Origin of the sequence: Bradyrhizobium sp. 149, assembly GCF_023073915.1 — a bacterium.
GTDB lineage: Bacteria > Pseudomonadota > Alphaproteobacteria > Rhizobiales > Xanthobacteraceae > Bradyrhizobium.
The window spans coordinates 383,226-401,841 of record NZ_JADPKK010000019.1 but is presented as its reverse complement, the minus strand read 5'-3'; the positions used below and the strand labels follow the sequence as shown (position 1 = coordinate 401,841).

Here is an 18,616-nt window from a genome sequence, read left to right as displayed (position 1 = left end):
CGGCCTCACGCGGCGAGCGGGATGGTGGCGGCGACGCTGAGGCCGCGATGGGCTGATAGAATCGACAATGATCCACCGGCCGCAGCAACGCGCTCGCGGATGCCCGTGAGGCCGAAGCCGGCCGACTGCACTACGTGCGCCGCGTCGCCGCCGCCATCGTCTTCGACGCGGATCAGTAACGCATCGTCGTCGCCCGCGCGCCGCTCGACGCTTAGCGAAATCTCGCGCGCCGCGCCGTGGCGCAACGCGTTGGTCAGGCATTCCTGCGCGACGCGATAGGCAGTGGTGGCGGCCGGGCCGCTGATGTCGGTGAGGTCGCCCTTGAGATCGAGCTGGATCGTCGGCCGCGCCGAGCTTTGCGAGCGCCAACTATCCACCAGATTCACCAGGCTCGCCTCCAGTCCAAGCTCGGCGGGCAGGGGATTGCGCAGGCGCTTCAGCGCATCGCGCAGCGAGGCCATCAGATGATGCGTGGCCTGCGAGATCATCCGCGCGTCCTGCGCGATGCCGTTGTCCTTGTCTTCCTTCGTGCCCGCCGTCTCGATGGTGTTGGCGAAGGCGAGGATGGCCGAGAGATTTTGCCCGAACTCGTCGTGCAGCTCGCGGGCGAGCGCGCGGCGTTCGTCGTCGCGGATCTCGATCAGGCGTCGCGTCAGCGTTGCGCGCTGCTCGGTCGCTTCCTCCAGCCGGCCGCCGAGCTCGCCGACGGCGCTGCCGATCATCGCCAGCTCCATCGAGCGGAAGCGCGGCAGTTGGGTGCGATACTGACCGCGCGCCATGCGCTGCAAGGCAGTCACGATCGTGCGCGCCGGCGCCAGCGCATGCGCGATCGCGAGCGAAGCCAGCAGCGCGATCGCCGCCGCCATCAAAAGCGCGACATCGATGACGTTGAGGATGTACTCCCAGGCGAGCGAGATGGCGGCCGCTTCATCCGGCGTCGCGACCACCGTTCCGGCGGTCGCCGCGCGGGGACTGACCGGCCGTATCACTTCGGCGTGGCTGCCGAGGAAAGTCGGCACGATCGATGCGAACCAGCGCGGCGGCGTCTTGCCTAGCCCCTCGCTCTGGCCGCAGAGCGGCTTTTCGAATGCGATGGCCGGCTGAAACTCGACGCAGACGCCGGGCGAGATCAGCTTCATCGTCTCCAGCGTGCGCCACTCCGGAATCGGCAGAAGCTGCTCGCGTGTTCTGCTGCTCCGCAACAAGAATTCGTGCCAGTACAGCGCCTGAAGCGCCTGCGCAACCCGCTGCGCCGAGGCCGCAGTCGCCCGGTCCACGCTGCGATAGGCGTCGAACGTGGCCCAGATGGTCGCCGCGCCGAGGCAGAGCGCGACGATGAGAAACAGACGGGCGACAAGCTGAAGCACAAGGCGCATGCGATCACCCCAAAGTTTGGTAAGGTCAGCCTAACAACGCCGCCGCGCCTTGCCAATTGCGAGGCACGGCAGGATGGCAGCTCGGGCAAATTTCCCAAGCCGGATTGGGCATGGCTCTTTGGACCGGGCGCGGCGGCTTTGATCTAGTGGGCGGGTAATCGCGGCAGGCCAATCTTTATAGGCCAGGAGCAGTGCAGCATGACTTCGATGACGATTGGACCGATCGCGGGGCCTGCTGCCGACCCATCCGAGCGCAGCGCGCTCCTGTTCTGGATGATCTTCACCGGGCTTTCGATCTTCGCCGTCGTGCTGCTGTGGCGGTTCGGCCTGATCGGTCTGATGCTGACCTCGGATCGGACTTACATTTCCAGCATGATCGCGCTGCTCTATGTCCTCACCTGCGGTCACTGCTTCCTGCGCACCCGGGCAATTGCCCGTGAAGGCGCGGCGGCCCGGCGCTGCCGCGCGGTCCTCGCGGCGCCCGAGGGCGGCAGGGCGCTCGACGCCGGCGCGGCCGCGCTGCCACGCGGGCTGGTGCGGGACCACATCGAGAGCCTCGTGACCAAAGCCGCGGCGCAGGACTACCGCCCGGTCGACCAGACGCTATTGCTGCGGACGCTCGCCGACCGGCTGCGCGGCTCCAACGGCTTCGGGGCCTTCGTCTCGGATACGCTGATGAAGCTCGGCCTGCTCGGCACCATCGTCGGCTTCATCATCATGCTGGCGCCGATCGCGGGGCTGGATGCCGCCGACAAGGTCGCGATGCGATCCTCGATGGGACTGATGAGCGACGGCATGGCGGTCGCGATGTACACGACCCTGGCGGGCCTGGTCGGTTCGATACTGGTCCGCATCCAGTACTACATGCTGGACGCCGCGACCCAGAAGGTGTTCTCGGACGCGGTGGTGCTGACCGAGACCTATGTGACGCCGGTGCTGGAGCGCAAGGGCGCTGGAATCAAGGGTTCCGGAATCATGAGGGTCGGACCCCAGTCATGATGGATGATTTCGGTCTCTATCCGCGCGAGGAGCCGTTCGATCCCCTGGGCGTGATGCTGTTCAAGGCGCTCCAGGTGATCGCTTTCCTGTTCTTCCTCGCGCTGCTCGCGGTCTCGCCGGACGCCAAGGACGGCAAGATCGACTCCAAGGCCGAGTTCATGATCACGCTGGACTGGCCGGACAGCCATCCCGACGATCTCGACCTGTTCGTGCAGGATCCCGTGGGCAATATCGCCTGGTATCGCCACCGCGAGGCTGGTTTCCTGACGCTCGACCGTGACGATCGCGGCGGAGCCAACGACTTCATCATGGTGAACGGCAAGAAGATTGCCTCGCCGATCCGCGAGGAGATCGTCACGGTGCGCGGCATCGTTCCCGGCGAATACACTGTCAATGTCTCACATTTCGTGGCCACGACCGGCGAACCGGTCCAGGCCAATGTGAAGGTGCAGAAGCTCAATCCGACCGCGCAGGTGATCTTCGACAACAAGTTCACGCTCGATCACACGGGCGACGAGAAGACCGCGGTGCGGTTCCGGCTTGATGCCGAGGGCAAGGTCGTCAATGTGGACCAGCGGCCGAAATCGCTGCTGGAGACTTTTCGCAGCAGCTGGCGCAACGGCGCCGATCTCGACCCGAGGACCGGCGTGAGCAAGAACACTGCGAGGGTACGCCGTGACTAGCCTGCAGACGGTCATCCTCACGCTATCGGTCGCCTATGCCGTCATCGGCGCACTGCTGCTGGTCGTGCTGGTTTATGCGCGGCTGCATTGGTCACTGAAGGCGGTTGCGGTCGTCGTGACCAGCGCCTTCTATGTCGTCAGCTTCACGGAAATGCGTGGGCTGCTCGGCTGGGCCAGCGCGGACCGGCTGCCGACCTCCTTCAAGCTGCTGAAGGCCCGCATCGTCGAGCCGCATTCGCTGGAGGGCGATCCCGGCTCGATCTATCTCTGGGTCGAGCAGCTCGACGAGGACAATCGCCCGAGCGGCATTCCGCGCGCCTTTCGCGTGCCCTACAATGACAGGCTGGCCGACAAGACCCATGCAGCGGAGAACGAGATCGCGTTGGGACATCCGCAAGGCGGCCGCGCCGCCGATTTCGGCGGCGGCGATGGCAGCCTCATCGACATGGTCCGGGAATATGTGACCCCCAAGACCATCATGGAGACGAGCGGCGGCGATTCCTCGACCGGCGAATTCGCTGCGCCGTCGGCCGGCGCGCAAAGCGCCGTGTTCACGCCGCTGCCGCCGCCCCGGATGCCGCCGAAGGACGAGCAATAGGCCCTTCACCATCGCCGCAGGCGCCCGCTGGAAAACGGGCCCGCGCCGGCGCATCTTGACGTCCCTCAATTTGGCCTTATCGGCTTCCGATAAGGCTTCGGGGTGGAGGGTGCGTGCTTCTCGCTGTCTTCTCGGATATCCACGGCAACCGGCAGGCGTTCGAGGCGTGCCTGAAGGTCGCGCGGGCGCGTGGCGCCGAGCGATTCATCCTGCTCGGCGACTTCGTCGGCTATGGCGCCGATCCGGAATGGGTGGTGGATACCGCGATGGAGCTGGTTGCCCAGGGCGCCGTCGCCGTGCGCGGCAACCATGACCAGGCGGTGAATTCCTCGGCCGAGACCATGAATGCCGAGGCGCAGATCGCGATCGAATGGACACGCGGCCGGCTCGACCCCGCGCAGCGGCGGTTCCTGGCGGAATTGCCGATGCTGGTGCAGGACGGCGACCGCCTGTTCGTGCATTCGGAAGCCTCCAGCCCCCGAGGCTGGCACTATGTCCGATCGACGGCGGACGCCGCCAAAAGCCTCATCGCGACGCCGGCTCATGTCACATTCTGCGGCCACATCCATCGCCCGGCGATCTATTCGATGTCGGTGACGGCGAAGATGACGGGACTTGTGCCCAAGACCGACGTCTCAGTACCGCTGCTGCGCGGGCGGCAATGGCTTGCGGTGCTCGGCTCGGTCGGCCAGCCACGCGATAACGATCCATCCGCGGCTTTCGCGCTGTTTGACACGGTCTCTTGCCAGATCACCTATTGCCGCGCGCCCTACGATGTCGAGACGGCCGCGAACCGGATCCGTGAGAACGGCCTGCCGCATTGGCTCGCCGACCGGCTGTCGCAGGGGCGCTAGAGGCCGATGCCGAAACCCCTGGTCAAATCAGGCGCAGAGATCGACGGCTACACTATCGGCGAATGCGTCCATGCCGGCGGCATGGCGACGCTGTGGACGGTCACCCATCCCGGCATCGACGTGCCGCTGCTGATGAAGATTCCGCGGGTGTCGGAGGGTGAGGACCCCGCAGCGATCGTCTCCTTCGAGATGGAGATGATGATCCTGCCGCGGCTTGCCGGGCCGCACGTGCCCGCATGCTTCGGCACGGGCGATTTCGCCCACCAAGCCTATGTCGTGATCGAGCGCATCTCCGGGACCACGCTCTACAAGCGGCTGCCCGACCTGCCGCTGCCGTATGACGAGGCGCGGCAGCTCGTCGCCAGGATCGCGACAGGGCTCGCCGATTTGCACCGGCAGAACGTGATCCATCACGACATCAAGCCGAGCAGCATCATGTTCCGCGAGAGCGGCGAGGCGGTGCTGATCGACTATGGCCTGTCGCATCACAACCATCTGCCGGACCTGTTGCAGGAGGAATTCCGCCTGCCTTACGGCACCGCGCCCTATATGGCGCCGGAACGGCTGTCAGGGGTGCGCGACGATCCGCGCAGCGATCTGTTCTCGCTGGGCGTGCTGCTCTATTTCTTCACCACCGGCGAGCGTCCCTTCGGCGAGGGCGAGACGCTGCGTGCGATGCGGCGCCGGCTGTGGCGCGATCCGCACTCGCCGCGCGCACTCCGCGCCGATTATCCGCCCTGGCTCCAGGAGGTGGTGCTGCGGTGCCTCGAGATCGAGCCGGTGCGGCGCTATCCGACGGCGTCGCAGCTCGCCTTCGATCTGACCCATCCGGACCAGATCAGGCTCACGATGCGCTCGGAGCGAATGAAGCGCGATCCCCTCAGCGTCGCCTGGCGCCGCCGGTTCAACCAGGGCGTCATGGCGCCCCGCGCGAAATCGGATGTCGCAGCCCAAATCGCATCAAGCCCGATCGTTGCGGTCGCGCTCGATACGGCGGAAGGCGAGCCGGAATTAAACGAGGCCCTGCGCATGACGACGGAACGCATTCTCGCCACGCTGCCGTCGGCGCGGCTCGCCTGTCTCAACGTGCTCAAGCTCAACCGCATCGCGATTGACAGGACGCTGGACGAGCAGGGCTTCAACAAGCATATCGACCGGTTGGTGGCGCTTAGGCACTGGGCCACGCCGCTCAAGCTGGACGAAGGCCGGCTGTCGGCTCACGTGCTGGAAGCCGTCGATCCCGCCGCGGCCATCCTGGAGTTTTGCGAGGTCAACCACGTTGACCACGTCATCATCGGCGCGCGGCAGGGCTCGTTTAGGCGAACACTGCTCGGCAGCGTCTCGGCCAAGGTGGCTTCGGAAGCGGCCTGCACCGTCACCGTGGTGCGGCCGCCGCGAATGGCTGCGGATGCCGGCGAGGGCGCCGGATAGGGCCGCGCCCTGGATCCTGGAAGGTTCAGGCCGCGTGGGCAGTGTACGTGGTAGGCTTGCGGCGGATCGGCCAGGAGAATTGCGGGCTGGGCTCGCCGTGATCCGCGCTGCCGCCGAAGAACTGGATGATCTCGCGGCAGGGCTCGCAGTTGAACAGGTTGCGCGACGCGGACGCCTTGGTCATTTCCTTCAGGCAGTTTGGGCAGTGCGGCTTCATGAGCTTAGTCCAGAAAAGAATTCAATGCCGGCGCGGTGACCGGAGCGGGTGATCCAGGTCCGCCATCTCGGGCCTGGTGTCGTCGCGCATCTCGCCTTCGGTGCGTTCGAGCCGTCCGAAGAAATAGTCGAGGTCAGGATGCGGGCGCCGCGGGATGCGGCACCTGCGCTTCGGCTGACGTTTCACGAGCGCGATCTGCATGGGCTCAGGCCCGATACCAGTCGCGACGGGTGATGCGGGTCGAGCGTGCCGCGACCTTCACAGGTCCGGCCGATGGACCAAACACAACAAACGCACTGAAACCAAGCCACAACGCCACGCCAGTCCAAACCAGGGTCGTCGTCATGATGTGCTCCCGCGAAAACAGGCAAGAATCACTAGCGGTGATTTGCGCGAATCAGGGAAGCCCGGAGGAGTACGGATCAAGGTTGCAAGTTTAGGCGTTGCGCGTCGCAACATCCGTAGGAGCCGCACATGTGCGAAGCGCGTGAGCCTTCAGATTGCTTCGCCGCGTGCGCCTGCGGCCGCGTTGCGGATCGCGGCGATGTTGGTCTTGTAGGCGTCCTGCGTGCCGCCCCTGAACACGGATGTGCCGGCGACGAAGGCATTGGCCCCAGCTGCGGCCAGGGGACCTGCGACGTCGGAGCCGACGCCGCCATCAACCTCGATGTCGATCGGACGGCCCGCGGTCATCGCGCGGATGTCGCGGATCTTGCCGATCGCGGAGGGGATGAAGGCCTGGCCGCCGAAGCCGGGATTGACCGACATCACCAGCACGAGGTCGACGAGGTCCAGGACGTATTCGAGCGTGCTGATCGGCGTGCCCGGATTGAGCGAAACGCCGGCCTTCTTGCCGAGCGCGCGGATCGCCTGAAGCGAGCGGTGCAGATGGGGACCGGCCTCCGCATGGACGGTGATGTGGTCGCAGCCGGCTTTCGCAAAGGCCTCCAGATAGGGGTCGCAGGGCGAGATCATCAGATGTGCGTCGAAGATCTTCTTGGTGTGCGGGCGCATTGCCTTGATGACGTCGGGGCCATAGGAGATGTTGGGAACGAAGTGCCCGTCCATGACGTCGAGATGGATCCAGTCGGCGCCGGCGGCGTCCACGGCGCGCACCTCCTCGCCGAGCCTCGAGAAATCCGAGGCCAGGATCGAGGGCGCGATTGCCAGGGGGCGGGGGGCGAAGGCTTGGGTCATTGCGGTTTCCCGTGGCGGCCGTGAAAGATTGACTCGCCTAACATGGGCCTCTCAGCCGGGCAATGCAGGGCGGCGTGCTTCCTGTGGGCGGAAATTTCTGCCGCGGCCGGCATGAATTGCCGGTGTTCCCGGGCCGTGCAAAGTGCGGTGAAAGCGGATTTCATTGAGCTTTTCTCGCTGGCATGGCGCTTGCTGACGTCACCTCCAGGACATTGGTCGCGGCATGCCGCATCGGTTGGAGTTGTGCAATGTTGTTTGCCCTTGGTGCCGTATCGAGTGCGCTCGGCGCGATCCAGTCGCTGACGAATTCAAAATCGTCCTCGTCGACCCAGAAGACCGGGTCTTCGCAAGGCGCGACCAATCCGTTCGCGATCGACAGCAGCAGCACGACCAGCGGCGCGGCCTCGTCGGTCAATTCAGGCAACCGCCCGCAGATCGCGCCGGAGACGATGAACGCGCTGCTCGCCGCGCAGAGCCAGTCCTCGGACAGTGCGAGCAGCACAGCCGGCTCGACCTCGTCGAACTCCGCGTCCTCGACGAGCCGTGACGCCGCGCTCAAGGACCTGTTTTCACAGATCGACGCGGATGGCGACGGCAAGATCACCAAGTCCGAATTCGAGCACGCGCTGGGTGCCGGTGGCACCAACACGGCGCAGGCTGACGACGTGTTCTCCAAGCTGGATTCGAACTCCGACAGCAGCGTCAGCCTCGACGAGATGTCGAAGGCGCTGAAGAGCGGCCATCGCGGTCACCATCACGCACAGGGTGCGGGCGATGCGTCCGGCAGCGGTTCGGATTCCTCCTCGCAGTCCAGCGGCGGCTCGACCTCGACCTCGACGACCGGCGCCGACGGCTCGACCACCACCACCGTCACCTACGCCGACGGCTTCAAGATGTCGACGACGGTCCCGGGCGCCTCCAGCTCCCGTAATTCGGCCTACGATCTGTTCGCACAGTTGATGCAGCGGCAAGGCGGACAGGGACAAGGCGCCTCAGCGACTGTCGGTTCATCGATGTCGATGAACGTGTGACCTGCTCATGGCTAGCTGGCATATTCGTGAGTGATGTCACGGTAGACATACCGGTCGCGGATTTCGCGGTTGAAGAACGTACCCTTTGAGCGCACATTCTTGAACGCGGCGGCGACCTCGGGCGGAACGTCCGCGTAGACATAGAGGCGTCCGCTGACGAAAGTGACCTTCAGCTCGCGCGTGTCGGGCGTATAGCGGAAAAAGCGGATCACGGAAGACGGCATGGCGGTGCACCTTGGCCCGTCAGGGTAACGCCGTGTTCGTGGTTTCGTTTCTACGCGTTGTCTTGACGCGAACCGGTACCCACTTCGCTCGAAAGCGCCTTAACCGAACCGGGCCTTCCACGCCGGCATCGCGCCGGCGAACGGCAGGGCCGTCGCATTGTAGACGCCGCGAGCGATTGCGCGTGCGACCACGTTGGCGGCGACCGTGCCGAGCTCGGTAAGGCCGACCAGCGGCTCAATGGGCTTCTCGCCAGTTGCGGCGGCGAACAGCACGTCGCCGTCGGTTGGGGCATGCACCGGATAGATCGCACGGGCAAACCCGGTATGCGCAATCATCGCAAGCCGCTTGGCCTGGGCCTTGGTCAGCGTTGCATCGGTGACGACGAGGCCGATCGTGGTGTTCTCACGCGCGCTCGCGGCGGGTCCGCCCTTGATGCGCATCGCCAGCATGTCCGGCGTGAAGGCGGACGGCAGGCCGCGCCCGCCGAACTCGCCGTTCTCCTCGAACGGCGCGGCCCAGAACCACGGCCCTTCGCCAATGGTCGTGCTGCCGACCGCGTTGACGACGATGATCGCGGCGACCTTGATGCCGTTGGCCAGGACCGCGGAAGCCGACCCCAGTCCGCCCTTGAAGGTCGCGGTGGTCGCACCCAGCCCTGCGCCGACGCTTCCCAGCGCGAAATCGTCGCTGGCGGCCAACGCTGCGGCGTAGCCGAGATCGCGATAGGGCGCGAAGCGTCCCCAGGCCTTGTCGCCACCGTTGAGCAGGTCGAAAACGATCGCGCCCGGCACGATCGGTATCACCGCCTCGCGAATCCGCAAGCCGCGGCCTTGTTCGGCGAGCCAGGCCTGGATGCCGCCGCCGGCGTCGATTCCAAAGGCGGAGCCGCCGGACAGCGCGATCGCATCAACGCGATCGACGGTGCTGGCGAGGTCGAGCAACGCGTCTTCGCGCGTGCCGGGTCCGCCGCCGCGAACATCGATGGCCGCAACCGCGGGGGCGTCGAAGATGATTGCGGTCGTGCCGGTGGCGACTTTCGCATCTTCGGCATGGCCGACGCGGACGCCGGCGATGTCGGTGAGAAGGTTTTTCAAGGCGGCTCCGCAGGCTGAAAGGCGTTCGCTTCAGCGATATCGCAGGGATGCCGCAGGCTCAACCCGCGAGCGCGGTCCTCAGCATCTTGGCGAGCTCGGATTTGCGGTAGGGCTTTGCCAGCAGCAGCACGCCGGAATCGAGCCGCCCGTGATGGACGATGGCGTTCTCGGTGTAGCCCGAGGTGAACAGCGTCTTCAGCTCGGGGCGGCGGCGAGCCGCCTCATCGGCGAGCTGGCGGCCGTTCATGTTGCCCGGCATGATCACGTCCGTGAACAGCAGGTCGATGTCCTTGTCGGCATCGATGATGGTGAGGGCCTCGGCCGCGTTGGCGGCTTCGAGGGCGGTATAGCCGAGGCTCTTGATCTGGGTCACGACATATTGCCGCACCAGCGCGTCGTCCTCGACGATCAGGATCTTCTCGTCACCGCCGGCAATGGGGGCGTTCTGGAGCGCCTCGAACTCGGTCTCCTGCACGCCGCTCGAGCGCGGCAGGTAGATCTTCACGCTCGTGCCGTGGCCTTCCTCGCTGTAGATCTTGATGTGGCCGCCGGACTGCTTGACGAAGCCGAACACCATGCTGAGCCCGAGGCCGGTGCCCTTGCCGACCTCCTTGGTGGTGAAGAAGGGATCGAACACCCGGTCGATCAATTCCGGCGGGATTCCGGAGCCGGTGTCGCTGACGGCGATCATCACGTAATTGCCGGCCACCACGTCGGGATTCATGCTGGCATAGCCGTCGTCGAGGAAGATGTTGCGGGTCTCCAGCACCAGCGTGCCGCCATCGGGCATGGCATCGCGCGCGTTCAGCGCGAGATTGAGGATCGCGGTGGAAAGCTGGCCTGGGTCGACCAGTGCCGGCCACGCGTCCTCGGTGAGCTGCGGCATGATGGTGATCTGCTCGCCGAGGGTGGGATGCAGGAGCTTTGCGGCCTCGAGTGTCAATGCGTTGACGTCGATTTCGCGCGGCTGGAGCGGCTGCTTGCGGGCGAAGGCGAGCAGATGCTTGGTCAGTTGCGCGCCGCGCTCGGCGGCATCGTCGATCAATTTGGTGATGGCGGCGAGCTCGGGACGATCAGCGACCGCGTCCGCCAAAATGCCGATCGTGCCGGTAATGACGGTCAGCACATTGTTGAAGTCATGCGCGACACCGCCGGTCAATTGACCGATCGAATCCATCTTCTGGACGTGCCTGAACTGCGCCTCGGCTGCCTGCTTCTCGGTGAGGTCGCGGCCAATGAAGAAATGGCGCTTGACCGGCTCGGACCACGTTCCCATCCAGTTCAGCGTCACCTCGTGACCGTCGTAGTGGTAATAGCGCGCCTCGAAGCTGCGCTTGACCGCGCCACGCCGCGCCGCGCGCATCTCGTTCCGTGTCCTTTCGAGATCGTCGGGATGAATGAACTCGGTGGCGCTGTGCCCGATCATGTCGTCCGGGCTCAAGCCGAGGATGGTCTTCACGCTTGGGCTGACCTGGACGAAATTGCCAAAACTGTCAGTGACGAGGATCAGATCCTGCGAGGTCTCGAAGATGCGCTGACGCTCCTCGACCTCGCGGCGCAGTTTCTCCCGGGACTGCTTCTCTTCCGTGATGTCGTGGGCGATCTTGGAGGCGCCGATGATTTCTCCGTTGGCTGATTTCAGCGGAGAAATGTTGAGAACGACGTCGAGCGGACGGCCGTCCTTCCGCATGCGGACGGTTTCGTGCTGGGCGATCGTTTCGTTGCCGCCAACCCTGTTCAGGATACCCCTGACCTCGGCCTTGCGGTCCTCCGGCACGATGATGTCGATCGGCTGGCCGATGGCCTCCGCGGCGGTATAGCCGAACAGACGTTCGGCGGCCTTGTTCCAGCCGGTGATAATGCCGTCGAGCGTCTTCGTGATGATGGCATCATTGGCGGATTCGACGACGGCGCCGTACAGCGCAAGGCGCTTGCCATAGTAGTCGCGATCCAATGCCGACTGCTGGCGCAGCCTGCCGACGAGGCCCAGCGTGTGCGCCTGGAGGCGGACATTTTCGATCAGAAGCACCGCAAGCACGAACGTCGCCGCGCAGAGGCCATAGAGGCGGCCAGCGTAGAAGCCGAGATCGAAGCGCGCGACGTTGACAATCGCCGACAGCGCGATGTCGAACAGCCACGCGCACATCACGACCATGAGCCAGACATCGATGACCGAATGCGGTCGACGGAACCACAACGAGACCAGCGCGGCGAAGCTCAAGGACCAGATGAAGGACACCACGCCGATCATGATCTGGGTGTAACGGCCGTCGCGCAGCAGGACCGGAAGCACGTCGTGCTGGGCAGTGACGATCCAGGTCAAGACGGTCACGACCGCAACGACGCCGAGCACGCTGGCGTAGATCGCCTTGCTTGCCGAGCCCGCGATCCGGGCACCGCCGTCGGCCTCCTTCAGCCAGGCATAAGCCAGCACGCAGAGCGGGAAGCCGCCGTGCCAGATCATGTAGAGCCAGACCGTGGTCTGCTGGTCGGCGCCCAGCAACCCGGTCGGCGAAAAAAGTCCCGGAAAGGTGAGGGCATGGACCACAGCCGCGGCGGCGGTGAACAGATAGCCCGTCGCGAGCACGAGCAGCGCGCGGGTCCGGAGCACCGCAAACTGCGACAACAGCAGGACCGCGGTGACGATGTCGGCGACGACGAGGGCGGATTGATAGCTCGCGACGAAGGCTGGCACAGGCAGCAGCGGGATACCTGCGAAAGGCACGGCCACTGCGAACAAGATCGAGGAGACGCCCACGATCGCCAATGCTGCGCTGCGGTCTTTCGGGGTGGCCGGCAACGTCGAAAGGAATGTGTTTCGATCCGTCGTCTCGGACACGTGCAGTTCTCGCAGATCGGTCTTGAGCATCTTTGCCAATCTCATTTGGCCCAATGAATTGCCGTCCATGGTAGCGGGTTCTGGGCACGCACCATGGAAAAACCCACCGCGACTCAACCGAAGGTTACAGTTTACTTAATTTTATTGGGAACGCGCACCAGGGATCGGGTAAGATGCGCTTTACTGGACGGTGCCACAATGCCCTCCCGCCGCTAAGGGTTCCAGGTTTGAATCAGGCATTTTGATCTCAGGGAGTCGTTCCCTATGCCCCGCGTACTCATCATCGACGACCAGAAGGACGTCCGTGCGATGGTCGCGATCGTGCTGCGCGTCCACCGTTACGACGTCGTCGAGGCCGACAGCGGCGCAGCCGGGGTGAAAGCCTTCAGTGAGGCCTGTTTCGACGCGGCAATCGTGGACATTTTCCTCGGCGACAGCAGCGGCGTCGATGTCATCGCGACCCTGCGCGAGCTTGCACCGGGGCTTCCGGTCGTTGCCGTGTCGGGGATGACGGCGCTGGATTTCATGGAACAATCGCCCCATCTCGCCAACGTGGTCTGCCTGCAAAAGCCGTTTCGGCCGAACGATCTTCTTCAAGCACTGCGGAAGGCCCAAGCCGCAGTGGACGACGAGCTGCCCGCAGTCGGCTGACGCTAGCGCAGGAAGAAACGCCCCGGGCAAAGCCGGGGCGCGGTGATGATTGGATGGGGCCTTCAGGCCCGGCAAGCGTGCTTACGTGCCGTTGCCGCTGATCGCGGCGTAGCCGCCCTTGGCGTCCCATTTGTAGACGACGTAGTCGAGCTGCTTGATGTCGCCCTTGGCGTCGTACTCGATCGGCCCGATCACGGTGTCCCATTTGCCGGCCTTGATCGCCGCCATGACCTTCTTAGCGTCGGTGGTGCCGGCCTTCTTGGCCGCTTCCGACCAGACCTGCATCGCCGCGTAGGTGTAGAGCGTGTAGCCCTCGGGGTCGATGTTCTTGGCCTTGAAGGCTTCGACGATCTTCTTCGCGGTCGGCTTGTTGCGCGGATCGGGGCCGAAGGTGAACAGCGTGCCTTCGCCGGCCGGGCCGGTGATGGAGGCGTATTCCTTGTCGGCGAGCGCGTCGCCGGCCATCAGCACGGTCTTGAGGCCCTGGTCGCGCATCTGGCGCAGGAGAAGGCCGCTCTCCTGATGGTAGCCCCCGACATAGACGAGATCGATATTGTCGCGCTTCAGCCGCGAGACGATCGCGTTGAAGTCCTTGTCGCCCTTGTTGTAGGACTCGTACATCTTCTCGGTGACGCCGGCCTTGTTGAGCGCCTTCTTGGTCTCGTCCGCAAGACCCTTGCCGTAGGTGGTCTTGTCGTTGAGGATGGCGATATTCTTGCCCTTGTAGTTCTTGGCGATGTACTGGGCGGCGACCAGGCCCTGCTGGTCGTCGCGGCCGCAGACGCGCGCCACGTTCCACAGTCCGCTATCGGTGAATTTCGGATTGGTGGAGGCAGGGGTAATCTGGAGCACGTTACCGTCGGCATAGGCTTCCGAAGCCGGAATCGACGACGACGAGCAATAATGCCCGGCCACGAAAGGTATTTTCGCGCCGGCGATCTTCTCGGCGATCGAGCGCGCCTGTTTTGGATCGCAGGCGTCGTCCTCGACGGACAGCGCGAGCTTCTTGCCGTTGAGGCCGCCGGCCGCGTTGATGTCGGCCACGGCCATTTCGGCGCCGTTCTTCATCTGGCGGCCGAAGGCGGACTCGCCGCCGGTCATCGGACCGGCGACTGCGACGGTGACATCCTGCGCGAATGCCGCGCTCGATAGCGCGATCGATGCGCCGAATGCCAGACCGATGAGCTTCAGTGATTTCATGAGATACCTCGAGGGTGGTCGCCTGTGGACGTTGCCGGACATGCCCGGTTCGAACCGGCGCCATTCTTGAATGAATTTTGGGAGAAGTCACCGGCAAAATACGGGCATTGGCGGAGATATCTCGCCACATTCGGCCGCATGCGGGTCCGCACCGGTTCGTCTTGGGCGGCCTCAACCGTGCCGGCCACCTTCCAGGTAGGCGGCGCGAATCTCGGGGCGCTGCAACAACTCGGCGCCGGTCCCGGCCAGCGTGATCAGGCCATTGACCATGACATAGCCGCGATGGGCGAGCTTGAGCGCATGGTTGGCGTTCTGCTCGACGATCAGTACGGTCAGGCCGTCCTGCCGGTTCAGAGTGCGGATCGCATCGAAAATCTGGCGCGCGATCAGCGGCGCCAGACCGAGCGAGGGCTCGTCGAGCAGGAGCAGTCGAGGACGGCTCATCAAGGCGCGGCCGATCGCGAGCATCTGTTGCTCGCCGCCGGATAAGGTTCCGCCGCGCTGGGCGTAGCGTTCCTTCAGCCGCGGAAACAGCATGAACACGCGTTGTAGCGTCGCCTCGCCTTCGGCATCACTGCATTCGGTGGCGTCCGCCCCCATCTGGAGGTTTTCCGCCACGCTCATGCGCGGGAAGATGCGGCGGCCTTCCGGCGACTGCGCGATGCGCAAATGCGCGATCTCGTGGGTCGGCACTTCGGTGATGTCGCGGCCTTCGTACAGGATCTGGCCGGCGCGGGCGCGCGGCTTGCCGAAGATCGTCATCATCAGCGTCGACTTGCCGGCGCCGTTGGCGCCGATCAGCGCCACGATCTCGCCGGCGTTGATCTCGAGGTCGACGCCTTTCAGCGCCTCGATCTTGCCGTAGGCGGCGCGAAGGCTGCGAATCGCGAGCAGGGGAGTGGGCGCAGTCACGACCCGCTCTCCATCACGGCCACCGCCTCTTCCTCATCGGTGCCGAGATAGGCGGCGATCACCTTTGGATCGTCGCGAACCTCGCGCGGGGAGCCTTCCGCGATCTTCACACCATGGTCCATCACCACAATGTGGTCGGAGATCTCCATCACCACAGACATGTCGTGCTCGATCAGCAGGATCGAGGTGCCGAGCTCGTCGCGGATCGACAGCAGCAGCTCGCTCAGGGCGGCGCTCTCGCGCGCATTGAGGCCGGCGGCGGGTTCGTCCAGGCACAAGAGCGCGGGCTCGGTGCACATCGCACGTGCGATCTCGAGCCGTCGCTGGTCGCCATAGGCAAAATTACCGGCGGCGTCGTCGGCGCGATCGAGCAAATTGACCCGCTTGAGCCAGTCGGTGGCGAGATCGATCGCGCACTTCTCGGCGTCGCGGTAGCCGGGCGCACCAATGAGTCCGAGGAAGGTGAAGCCGGAGGCGCGCATCAGCGCGTTGTGCTGCGCCACCATCAGGTTTTCCAGCGCGGTCATGCCGGGAAACAGGCGAATGTTCTGGAAGGTGCGGGCGACCTTGGCCTGCTTGGCGATGCGGAAATCGTTCAGCCGCTCCAGCGCGATCACCTTGCCGTCATGGGTGAGGCGGATCGCGCCGCCGCTCGGCCTGTAGAACCCGGTGATGCAGTTGAAGACCGTGGTCTTGCCGGCGCCGTTGGGTCCGATCAGGGCGGTGATCTTCTTCCGCTCGGCCGCAAACGACAGGTCCTGCACCGCGACGATGCCGCCGAAGCGCATGGTGAGCCGGTCGACCTCGAGAATCTGGTCGGGGCTCATCCGTGCCCCTCTTTGACGAGGTCGGAGGAAATCGCGTGTGCCTTGGTCAGATACACGGTCGGTGCGCGATGGCCGATGAGGCCGCGCGGCCGCCAGATCATGATCAGCACCATGGCCATGCCGAACACCAGCATGCGATAGCTCTCGAGGCTCCGGAACAGTTCGAAACCGCCGATCATGGCGAGCGCCGCGAGCGCCACGCCAAGCTGCGAGCCCATACCGCCGAGCACGACGATGGCGAGCACCAGCGCCGATTCCTGGAAAGTGAAAGATTCCGGACTGATGAAGCCCTGGCGGGTCGCGAAGAACGCGCCGGCAAAGCCGCCGAACATCGCACCGGTCGCAAATGCGGTGAGCTTGGTGGTCGTGGTGTTGATACCGAGCGCGCGGCAGGCGACCTCGTCCTCGCGCAACGCTTCCCAGGCTCGGCCGATCGGCAGGCGGCGCAGCCGGATCGTCACCCAGTTGGTGAGCAGCGCAAGCGCCAGGATCAGGTAGAACAGGAAGACGATACGGTGGGTCGGCGAATATTCGATACCGAGCCTGGCGGCGAGCCCGTTGTCGCTGTTGTCGAGCGGAATGCCGAAGAAGGAGGGGCGGGGAATGCTGGAGACGCCGTTGGGGCCGCCGGTCAGCTCCTGCCAATTGATGATGACGAGGCGGATGATTTCGCCGAAGGCGAGCGTCACGATGGCGAGGTAGTCGCCGCGCAGGCGCAGCACCGGGAAGCCGAGCAGCACGCCCCAGAATGCGGCAAGGATGCCGGCAAGCGGCAGGCAGATCCAGAATGACCAGCCGAAATTGGTGGCAAGCAGCGCGTAGGAATAGGCGCCCACCGCATAGAACGCGACGTAGCCGAGATCGAGCAGGCCGGCGAGGCCAACCACGACGTTCAGCCCCCAGCCCAGCATCACATAGGTGAGCACGAGGATTGCGAGGTCGAGGATGTAGCGCTGGTCATAGAAGATCACGGGCACCAGCAGCGTGAAGATCAGGAGCGCCGGTGCGAGATAGCGGCCGAGGAACGACATTCCGCTCTGCACCGCGGGCGGCACCAGCTTCTCGGCGCCGGTCGGACCGATCCATTGCTTGAGCAGCTCGATCACGATCGAGCCGCCGAACACGGCGGCGACGAGGGAGGCGACCTCGCCGAAGCGCGTCCAATAGGTGAGCTGGCCGTCGGAGCCGGCTTCGGTGCGGACGCCGACCATCAGCGAGAACAGCACCAGCGCGATCAGTGCGTTGAAGCCGGCGGTCTTCAGGAGAGCGGGGATCCCCGATGGAGCTTTGGCCGTATTGATTGAGGGAGTTTTCACGCGCACGACCGTCAGACTTTTTCGACTTCGGGACGACCGAGCAGGCCGGTCGGCATGAAGATCAGCACGACGATCAGAATCGAGAACGCCGCGACATCCTTGTATTCGACCGAGAAATAGGCGGACCAGAACGTCTCGATCAGCCCGATCGCGAGGCCGCCGAGCATCGCGCCCGGCAGCGAGCCGATGCCGCCGAGCACGGCCGCGGTGAACGCCTTTATGCCGGCGACAAAGCCCATGAAGAAATCCACCAGGCCGTAATAGAGCAGGTACATCAGGCCGGCCACTGCGGCGAGCGCAGCACCGATCACGAAGGTCATGGAGATCGTGCGGTCGACGTTGACGCCGAGCAGCGCTGCCATGGTCTGGTCCTGCTCGCAGGCGCGCATGTCGCGCCCGAGCCGGGTGCGTGACACCAGCCAAGTGAAGATCGCCAGCAGCACGATCGTGGTGATGACCACCACGATCTGGATGTTGGAGAGCTGGATCACGAAGCCATCGGCGCTCTCGTGCAGCGTATAGCCGCCGGTGATCACTGGCGGCACTGGCTTCACCCGCGCGCCTTGCGCCACCTGCGAATAGTTGGTCAGCACGAACGACATGCCGATCGCCGACAGCATCGGGGCGAGGCGGAAGGAGTGGCGCAGCGGACGGTAGGCGATGCGCTCGATGGTCCAGCCATACAGGGCGGTGATCGCCATGGAGACCAGGATCACGATAAGCAGGATGACTGGAACCGCGGTCAGCCCGGTCGAGACCAGGAGAAGGAAGGTGATCAGTGCGATGAAGCCGCCGATCATGAAGACGTCGCCATGGGCGAAGTTGATCATGCCGACGATGCCGTAGACCATCGTGTAGCCGATCGCGATCAGGCCGTAGATGGAGCCGAGCACGAGGCCGTTGATGAGCTGCTGGGCGAAATAATCCATAGGCTGCCGTACCCAAATCTGACGCGGCTCAAAGGGAGCTCTTCGAGAGAGAGTGCTAGTTTCTTCTCGGGCCCCGGCAGCCCTTAAGCATTCTGGTTTTGTAACAGGAGGGAACTGGCGGCTGCAACCGGCCCCGCCTCCGCATCGAGGCTTTTACAAAGATCATTTGGCGCTCCGGTTCCCCCGCAATGGGCGGAACCGGTCCGCGAGAGCCCCAAGTGGATGCCCAGTCGGGAG

At 64.7% G+C, this 18,616-nt stretch carries 20 protein-coding genes; 7 read left to right on the top strand and 13 right to left on the bottom strand.

Translation table 11 applies throughout. The features are described from left to right. Nucleotides 1–5: 5 nt before the first annotated feature. Nucleotides 6–1,376 (bottom strand): histidine kinase, encoded by a 1,371-nt coding sequence (locus IVA88_RS13660; RefSeq protein WP_247497757.1) that lies wholly within the window; start codon nt 1,374–1,376, stop codon nt 6–8. 198 nt (nt 1,377–1,574) lie between these two features. Here IVA88_RS13660 and IVA88_RS13655 point away from each other — a divergent pair, with 198 nt between their 5' ends. The 5 genes from IVA88_RS13655 to IVA88_RS13635 all read left to right on the top strand — a co-directional run bounded on the left by IVA88_RS13655 (nt 1,575) and on the right by IVA88_RS13635 (nt 5,941). After that, nucleotides 1,575–2,375, top strand: a complete 801-nt coding sequence (locus tag IVA88_RS13655; RefSeq protein ID WP_247497756.1) for a MotA/TolQ/ExbB proton channel family protein — start codon at nt 1,575–1,577, stop codon at nt 2,373–2,375. Continuing rightward, a complete protein-coding gene (locus IVA88_RS13650; RefSeq protein WP_247497755.1) occupies nt 2,372–3,058 on the top strand; it encodes a hypothetical protein in 687 nt (228 codons plus the stop codon). Before IVA88_RS13655 ends, IVA88_RS13650 begins: the two co-directional genes overlap by 4 nt. Beyond that, nucleotides 3,051–3,656, top strand: a complete 606-nt coding sequence (locus IVA88_RS13645; protein ID WP_247497754.1) for a hypothetical protein — start codon at nt 3,051–3,053, stop codon at nt 3,654–3,656. The genes IVA88_RS13650 and IVA88_RS13645 overlap by 8 nt, the downstream gene beginning before the upstream one ends. 113 nt (nt 3,657–3,769) lie before the next feature. After that, nucleotides 3,770–4,510, top strand: a complete 741-nt coding sequence (locus tag IVA88_RS13640; protein WP_247497753.1) for a metallophosphoesterase family protein — start codon at nt 3,770–3,772, stop codon at nt 4,508–4,510. Between the two features lie 6 nt (nt 4,511–4,516). Next, entirely contained in the window at nt 4,517–5,941 is a 1,425-nt protein-coding gene (locus IVA88_RS13635) for a bifunctional serine/threonine-protein kinase/universal stress protein (RefSeq protein ID WP_247497752.1), read from the top strand. A 25-nt stretch (nt 5,942–5,966) separates the two neighbouring features. Here IVA88_RS13635 and IVA88_RS13630 read toward each other — a convergent pair whose 3' ends face one another. The 4 genes from IVA88_RS13630 to rpe all read right to left on the bottom strand — a co-directional run bounded on the left by IVA88_RS13630 (nt 5,967) and on the right by rpe (nt 7,355). Beyond that, nucleotides 5,967–6,158 carry a hypothetical protein gene (locus IVA88_RS13630; protein WP_247497751.1) on the bottom strand — a complete coding sequence of 64 codons (192 nt, stop codon included), beginning with the start codon at nt 6,156–6,158 and terminating at the stop codon, nt 5,967–5,969. Nucleotides 6,159–6,179: 21 nt separating this feature from the next. After that, nucleotides 6,180–6,359 carry a hypothetical protein gene (locus IVA88_RS13625; RefSeq protein WP_247497750.1) on the bottom strand — a complete coding sequence of 60 codons (180 nt, stop codon included), beginning with the start codon at nt 6,357–6,359 and terminating at the stop codon, nt 6,180–6,182. A gap of 4 nt (nt 6,360–6,363) precedes the next feature. Further along, complete coding sequence (locus tag IVA88_RS13620) at nt 6,364–6,504, bottom strand: hypothetical protein (RefSeq protein ID WP_247497749.1); 141 nt, start codon at nt 6,502–6,504, stop codon at nt 6,364–6,366. A gap of 149 nt (nt 6,505–6,653) precedes the next feature. Next, nucleotides 6,654–7,355, bottom strand: a complete 702-nt coding sequence (rpe, locus tag IVA88_RS13615) for a ribulose-phosphate 3-epimerase (RefSeq protein WP_247497748.1) — start codon at nt 7,353–7,355, stop codon at nt 6,654–6,656. 248 nt (nt 7,356–7,603) lie between these two features. Here rpe and IVA88_RS13610 point away from each other — a divergent pair, with 248 nt between their 5' ends. After that, the gene (locus tag IVA88_RS13610) at nt 7,604–8,386 is read left to right on the top strand and encodes an EF-hand domain-containing protein (RefSeq protein ID WP_247497747.1); all 783 of its coding nucleotides are present in this window, start codon (nt 7,604–7,606) and stop codon (nt 8,384–8,386) included. A gap of 11 nt (nt 8,387–8,397) precedes the next feature. Here the strand turns inward: IVA88_RS13610 and IVA88_RS13605 are convergent, their stop codons facing one another. The 3 genes from IVA88_RS13605 to IVA88_RS13595 all read right to left on the bottom strand — a co-directional run bounded on the left by IVA88_RS13605 (nt 8,398) and on the right by IVA88_RS13595 (nt 12,574). Next, the gene (locus tag IVA88_RS13605) at nt 8,398–8,610 is read right to left on the bottom strand and encodes a KTSC domain-containing protein (protein WP_247497746.1); all 213 of its coding nucleotides are present in this window, start codon (nt 8,608–8,610) and stop codon (nt 8,398–8,400) included. Nucleotides 8,611–8,709: 99 nt separating this feature from the next. Continuing rightward, nucleotides 8,710–9,705 carry a P1 family peptidase gene (locus IVA88_RS13600; RefSeq protein WP_247497745.1) on the bottom strand — a complete coding sequence of 332 codons (996 nt, stop codon included), beginning with the start codon at nt 9,703–9,705 and terminating at the stop codon, nt 8,710–8,712. 58 nt (nt 9,706–9,763) lie between these two features. Then, on the bottom strand, nt 9,764–12,574 hold the full coding sequence (locus IVA88_RS13595; protein ID WP_247497744.1) for a PAS domain S-box protein: 2,811 nt from the start codon (nt 12,572–12,574) through the stop codon (nt 9,764–9,766). Nucleotides 12,575–12,808: 234 nt separating this feature from the next. On the opposite strand from IVA88_RS13595, the gene IVA88_RS13590 reads away from it, so the two are divergent. Beyond that, entirely contained in the window at nt 12,809–13,195 is a 387-nt protein-coding gene (locus IVA88_RS13590) for a response regulator (RefSeq protein WP_247497743.1), read from the top strand. An 81-nt stretch (nt 13,196–13,276) separates the two neighbouring features. Here the strand turns inward: IVA88_RS13590 and IVA88_RS13585 are convergent, their stop codons facing one another. The 5 genes from IVA88_RS13585 to IVA88_RS13565 all read right to left on the bottom strand — a co-directional run bounded on the left by IVA88_RS13585 (nt 13,277) and on the right by IVA88_RS13565 (nt 18,379). Further along, nucleotides 13,277–14,395 (bottom strand): branched-chain amino acid ABC transporter substrate-binding protein, encoded by a 1,119-nt coding sequence (locus IVA88_RS13585; protein ID WP_247497742.1) that lies wholly within the window; start codon nt 14,393–14,395, stop codon nt 13,277–13,279. Between the two features lie 171 nt (nt 14,396–14,566). Next, entirely contained in the window at nt 14,567–15,307 is a 741-nt protein-coding gene (locus IVA88_RS13580; protein WP_247497741.1) for an ABC transporter ATP-binding protein, read from the bottom strand. Continuing rightward, complete coding sequence (locus IVA88_RS13575; protein ID WP_247497740.1) at nt 15,304–16,134, bottom strand: ATP-binding cassette domain-containing protein; 831 nt, start codon at nt 16,132–16,134, stop codon at nt 15,304–15,306. Before IVA88_RS13575 ends, IVA88_RS13580 begins: the two co-directional genes overlap by 4 nt. Next, nucleotides 16,131–17,450: a high-affinity branched-chain amino acid ABC transporter permease LivM gene (livM, locus tag IVA88_RS13570; protein ID WP_346657591.1), complete on the bottom strand. Its 1,320-nt coding sequence runs from the start codon at nt 17,448–17,450 to the stop codon at nt 16,131–16,133. The genes IVA88_RS13575 and livM overlap by 4 nt, the downstream gene beginning before the upstream one ends. A gap of 11 nt (nt 17,451–17,461) precedes the next feature. After that, a complete protein-coding gene (locus tag IVA88_RS13565) occupies nt 17,462–18,379 on the bottom strand; it encodes a branched-chain amino acid ABC transporter permease (protein ID WP_018455577.1) in 918 nt (305 codons plus the stop codon). Nucleotides 18,380–18,616: the final 237 nt, after the last annotated feature.

Coding starts and splice junctions, on each gene's coding strand:
- IVA88_RS13650 (WP_247497755.1), top strand. CDS start 2,372: ATGATGGATGATTTCGGTCTCTATCCGCGCGAGGAGCCGTTCGATCCC.
- IVA88_RS13595 (WP_247497744.1), bottom strand. CDS start 12,574: ATGCTCAAGACCGATCTGCGAGAACTGCACGTGTCCGAGACGACGGAT.
- IVA88_RS13625 (WP_247497750.1), bottom strand. CDS start 6,359: ATGCAGATCGCGCTCGTGAAACGTCAGCCGAAGCGCAGGTGCCGCATC.
- IVA88_RS13630 (WP_247497751.1), bottom strand. CDS start 6,158: ATGAAGCCGCACTGCCCAAACTGCCTGAAGGAAATGACCAAGGCGTCC.
- IVA88_RS13620 (WP_247497749.1), bottom strand. CDS start 6,504: ATGACGACGACCCTGGTTTGGACTGGCGTGGCGTTGTGGCTTGGTTTC.
- IVA88_RS13590 (WP_247497743.1), top strand. CDS start 12,809: ATGCCCCGCGTACTCATCATCGACGACCAGAAGGACGTCCGTGCGATG.
- IVA88_RS13585 (WP_247497742.1), bottom strand. CDS start 14,395: ATGAAATCACTGAAGCTCATCGGTCTGGCATTCGGCGCATCGATCGCG.
- IVA88_RS13605 (WP_247497746.1), bottom strand. CDS start 8,610: ATGCCGTCTTCCGTGATCCGCTTTTTCCGCTATACGCCCGACACGCGC.
- rpe (WP_247497748.1), bottom strand. CDS start 7,355: ATGACCCAAGCCTTCGCCCCCCGCCCCCTGGCAATCGCGCCCTCGATC.
- IVA88_RS13635 (WP_247497752.1), top strand. CDS start 4,517: ATGCCGAAACCCCTGGTCAAATCAGGCGCAGAGATCGACGGCTACACT.
- IVA88_RS13575 (WP_247497740.1), bottom strand. CDS start 16,134: ATGAGCCCCGACCAGATTCTCGAGGTCGACCGGCTCACCATGCGCTTC.
- IVA88_RS13655 (WP_247497756.1), top strand. CDS start 1,575: ATGACTTCGATGACGATTGGACCGATCGCGGGGCCTGCTGCCGACCCA.
- IVA88_RS13565 (WP_018455577.1), bottom strand. CDS start 18,379: ATGGATTATTTCGCCCAGCAGCTCATCAACGGCCTCGTGCTCGGCTCC.
- IVA88_RS13610 (WP_247497747.1), top strand. CDS start 7,604: ATGTTGTTTGCCCTTGGTGCCGTATCGAGTGCGCTCGGCGCGATCCAG.
- IVA88_RS13660 (WP_247497757.1), bottom strand. CDS start 1,376: ATGCGCCTTGTGCTTCAGCTTGTCGCCCGTCTGTTTCTCATCGTCGCG.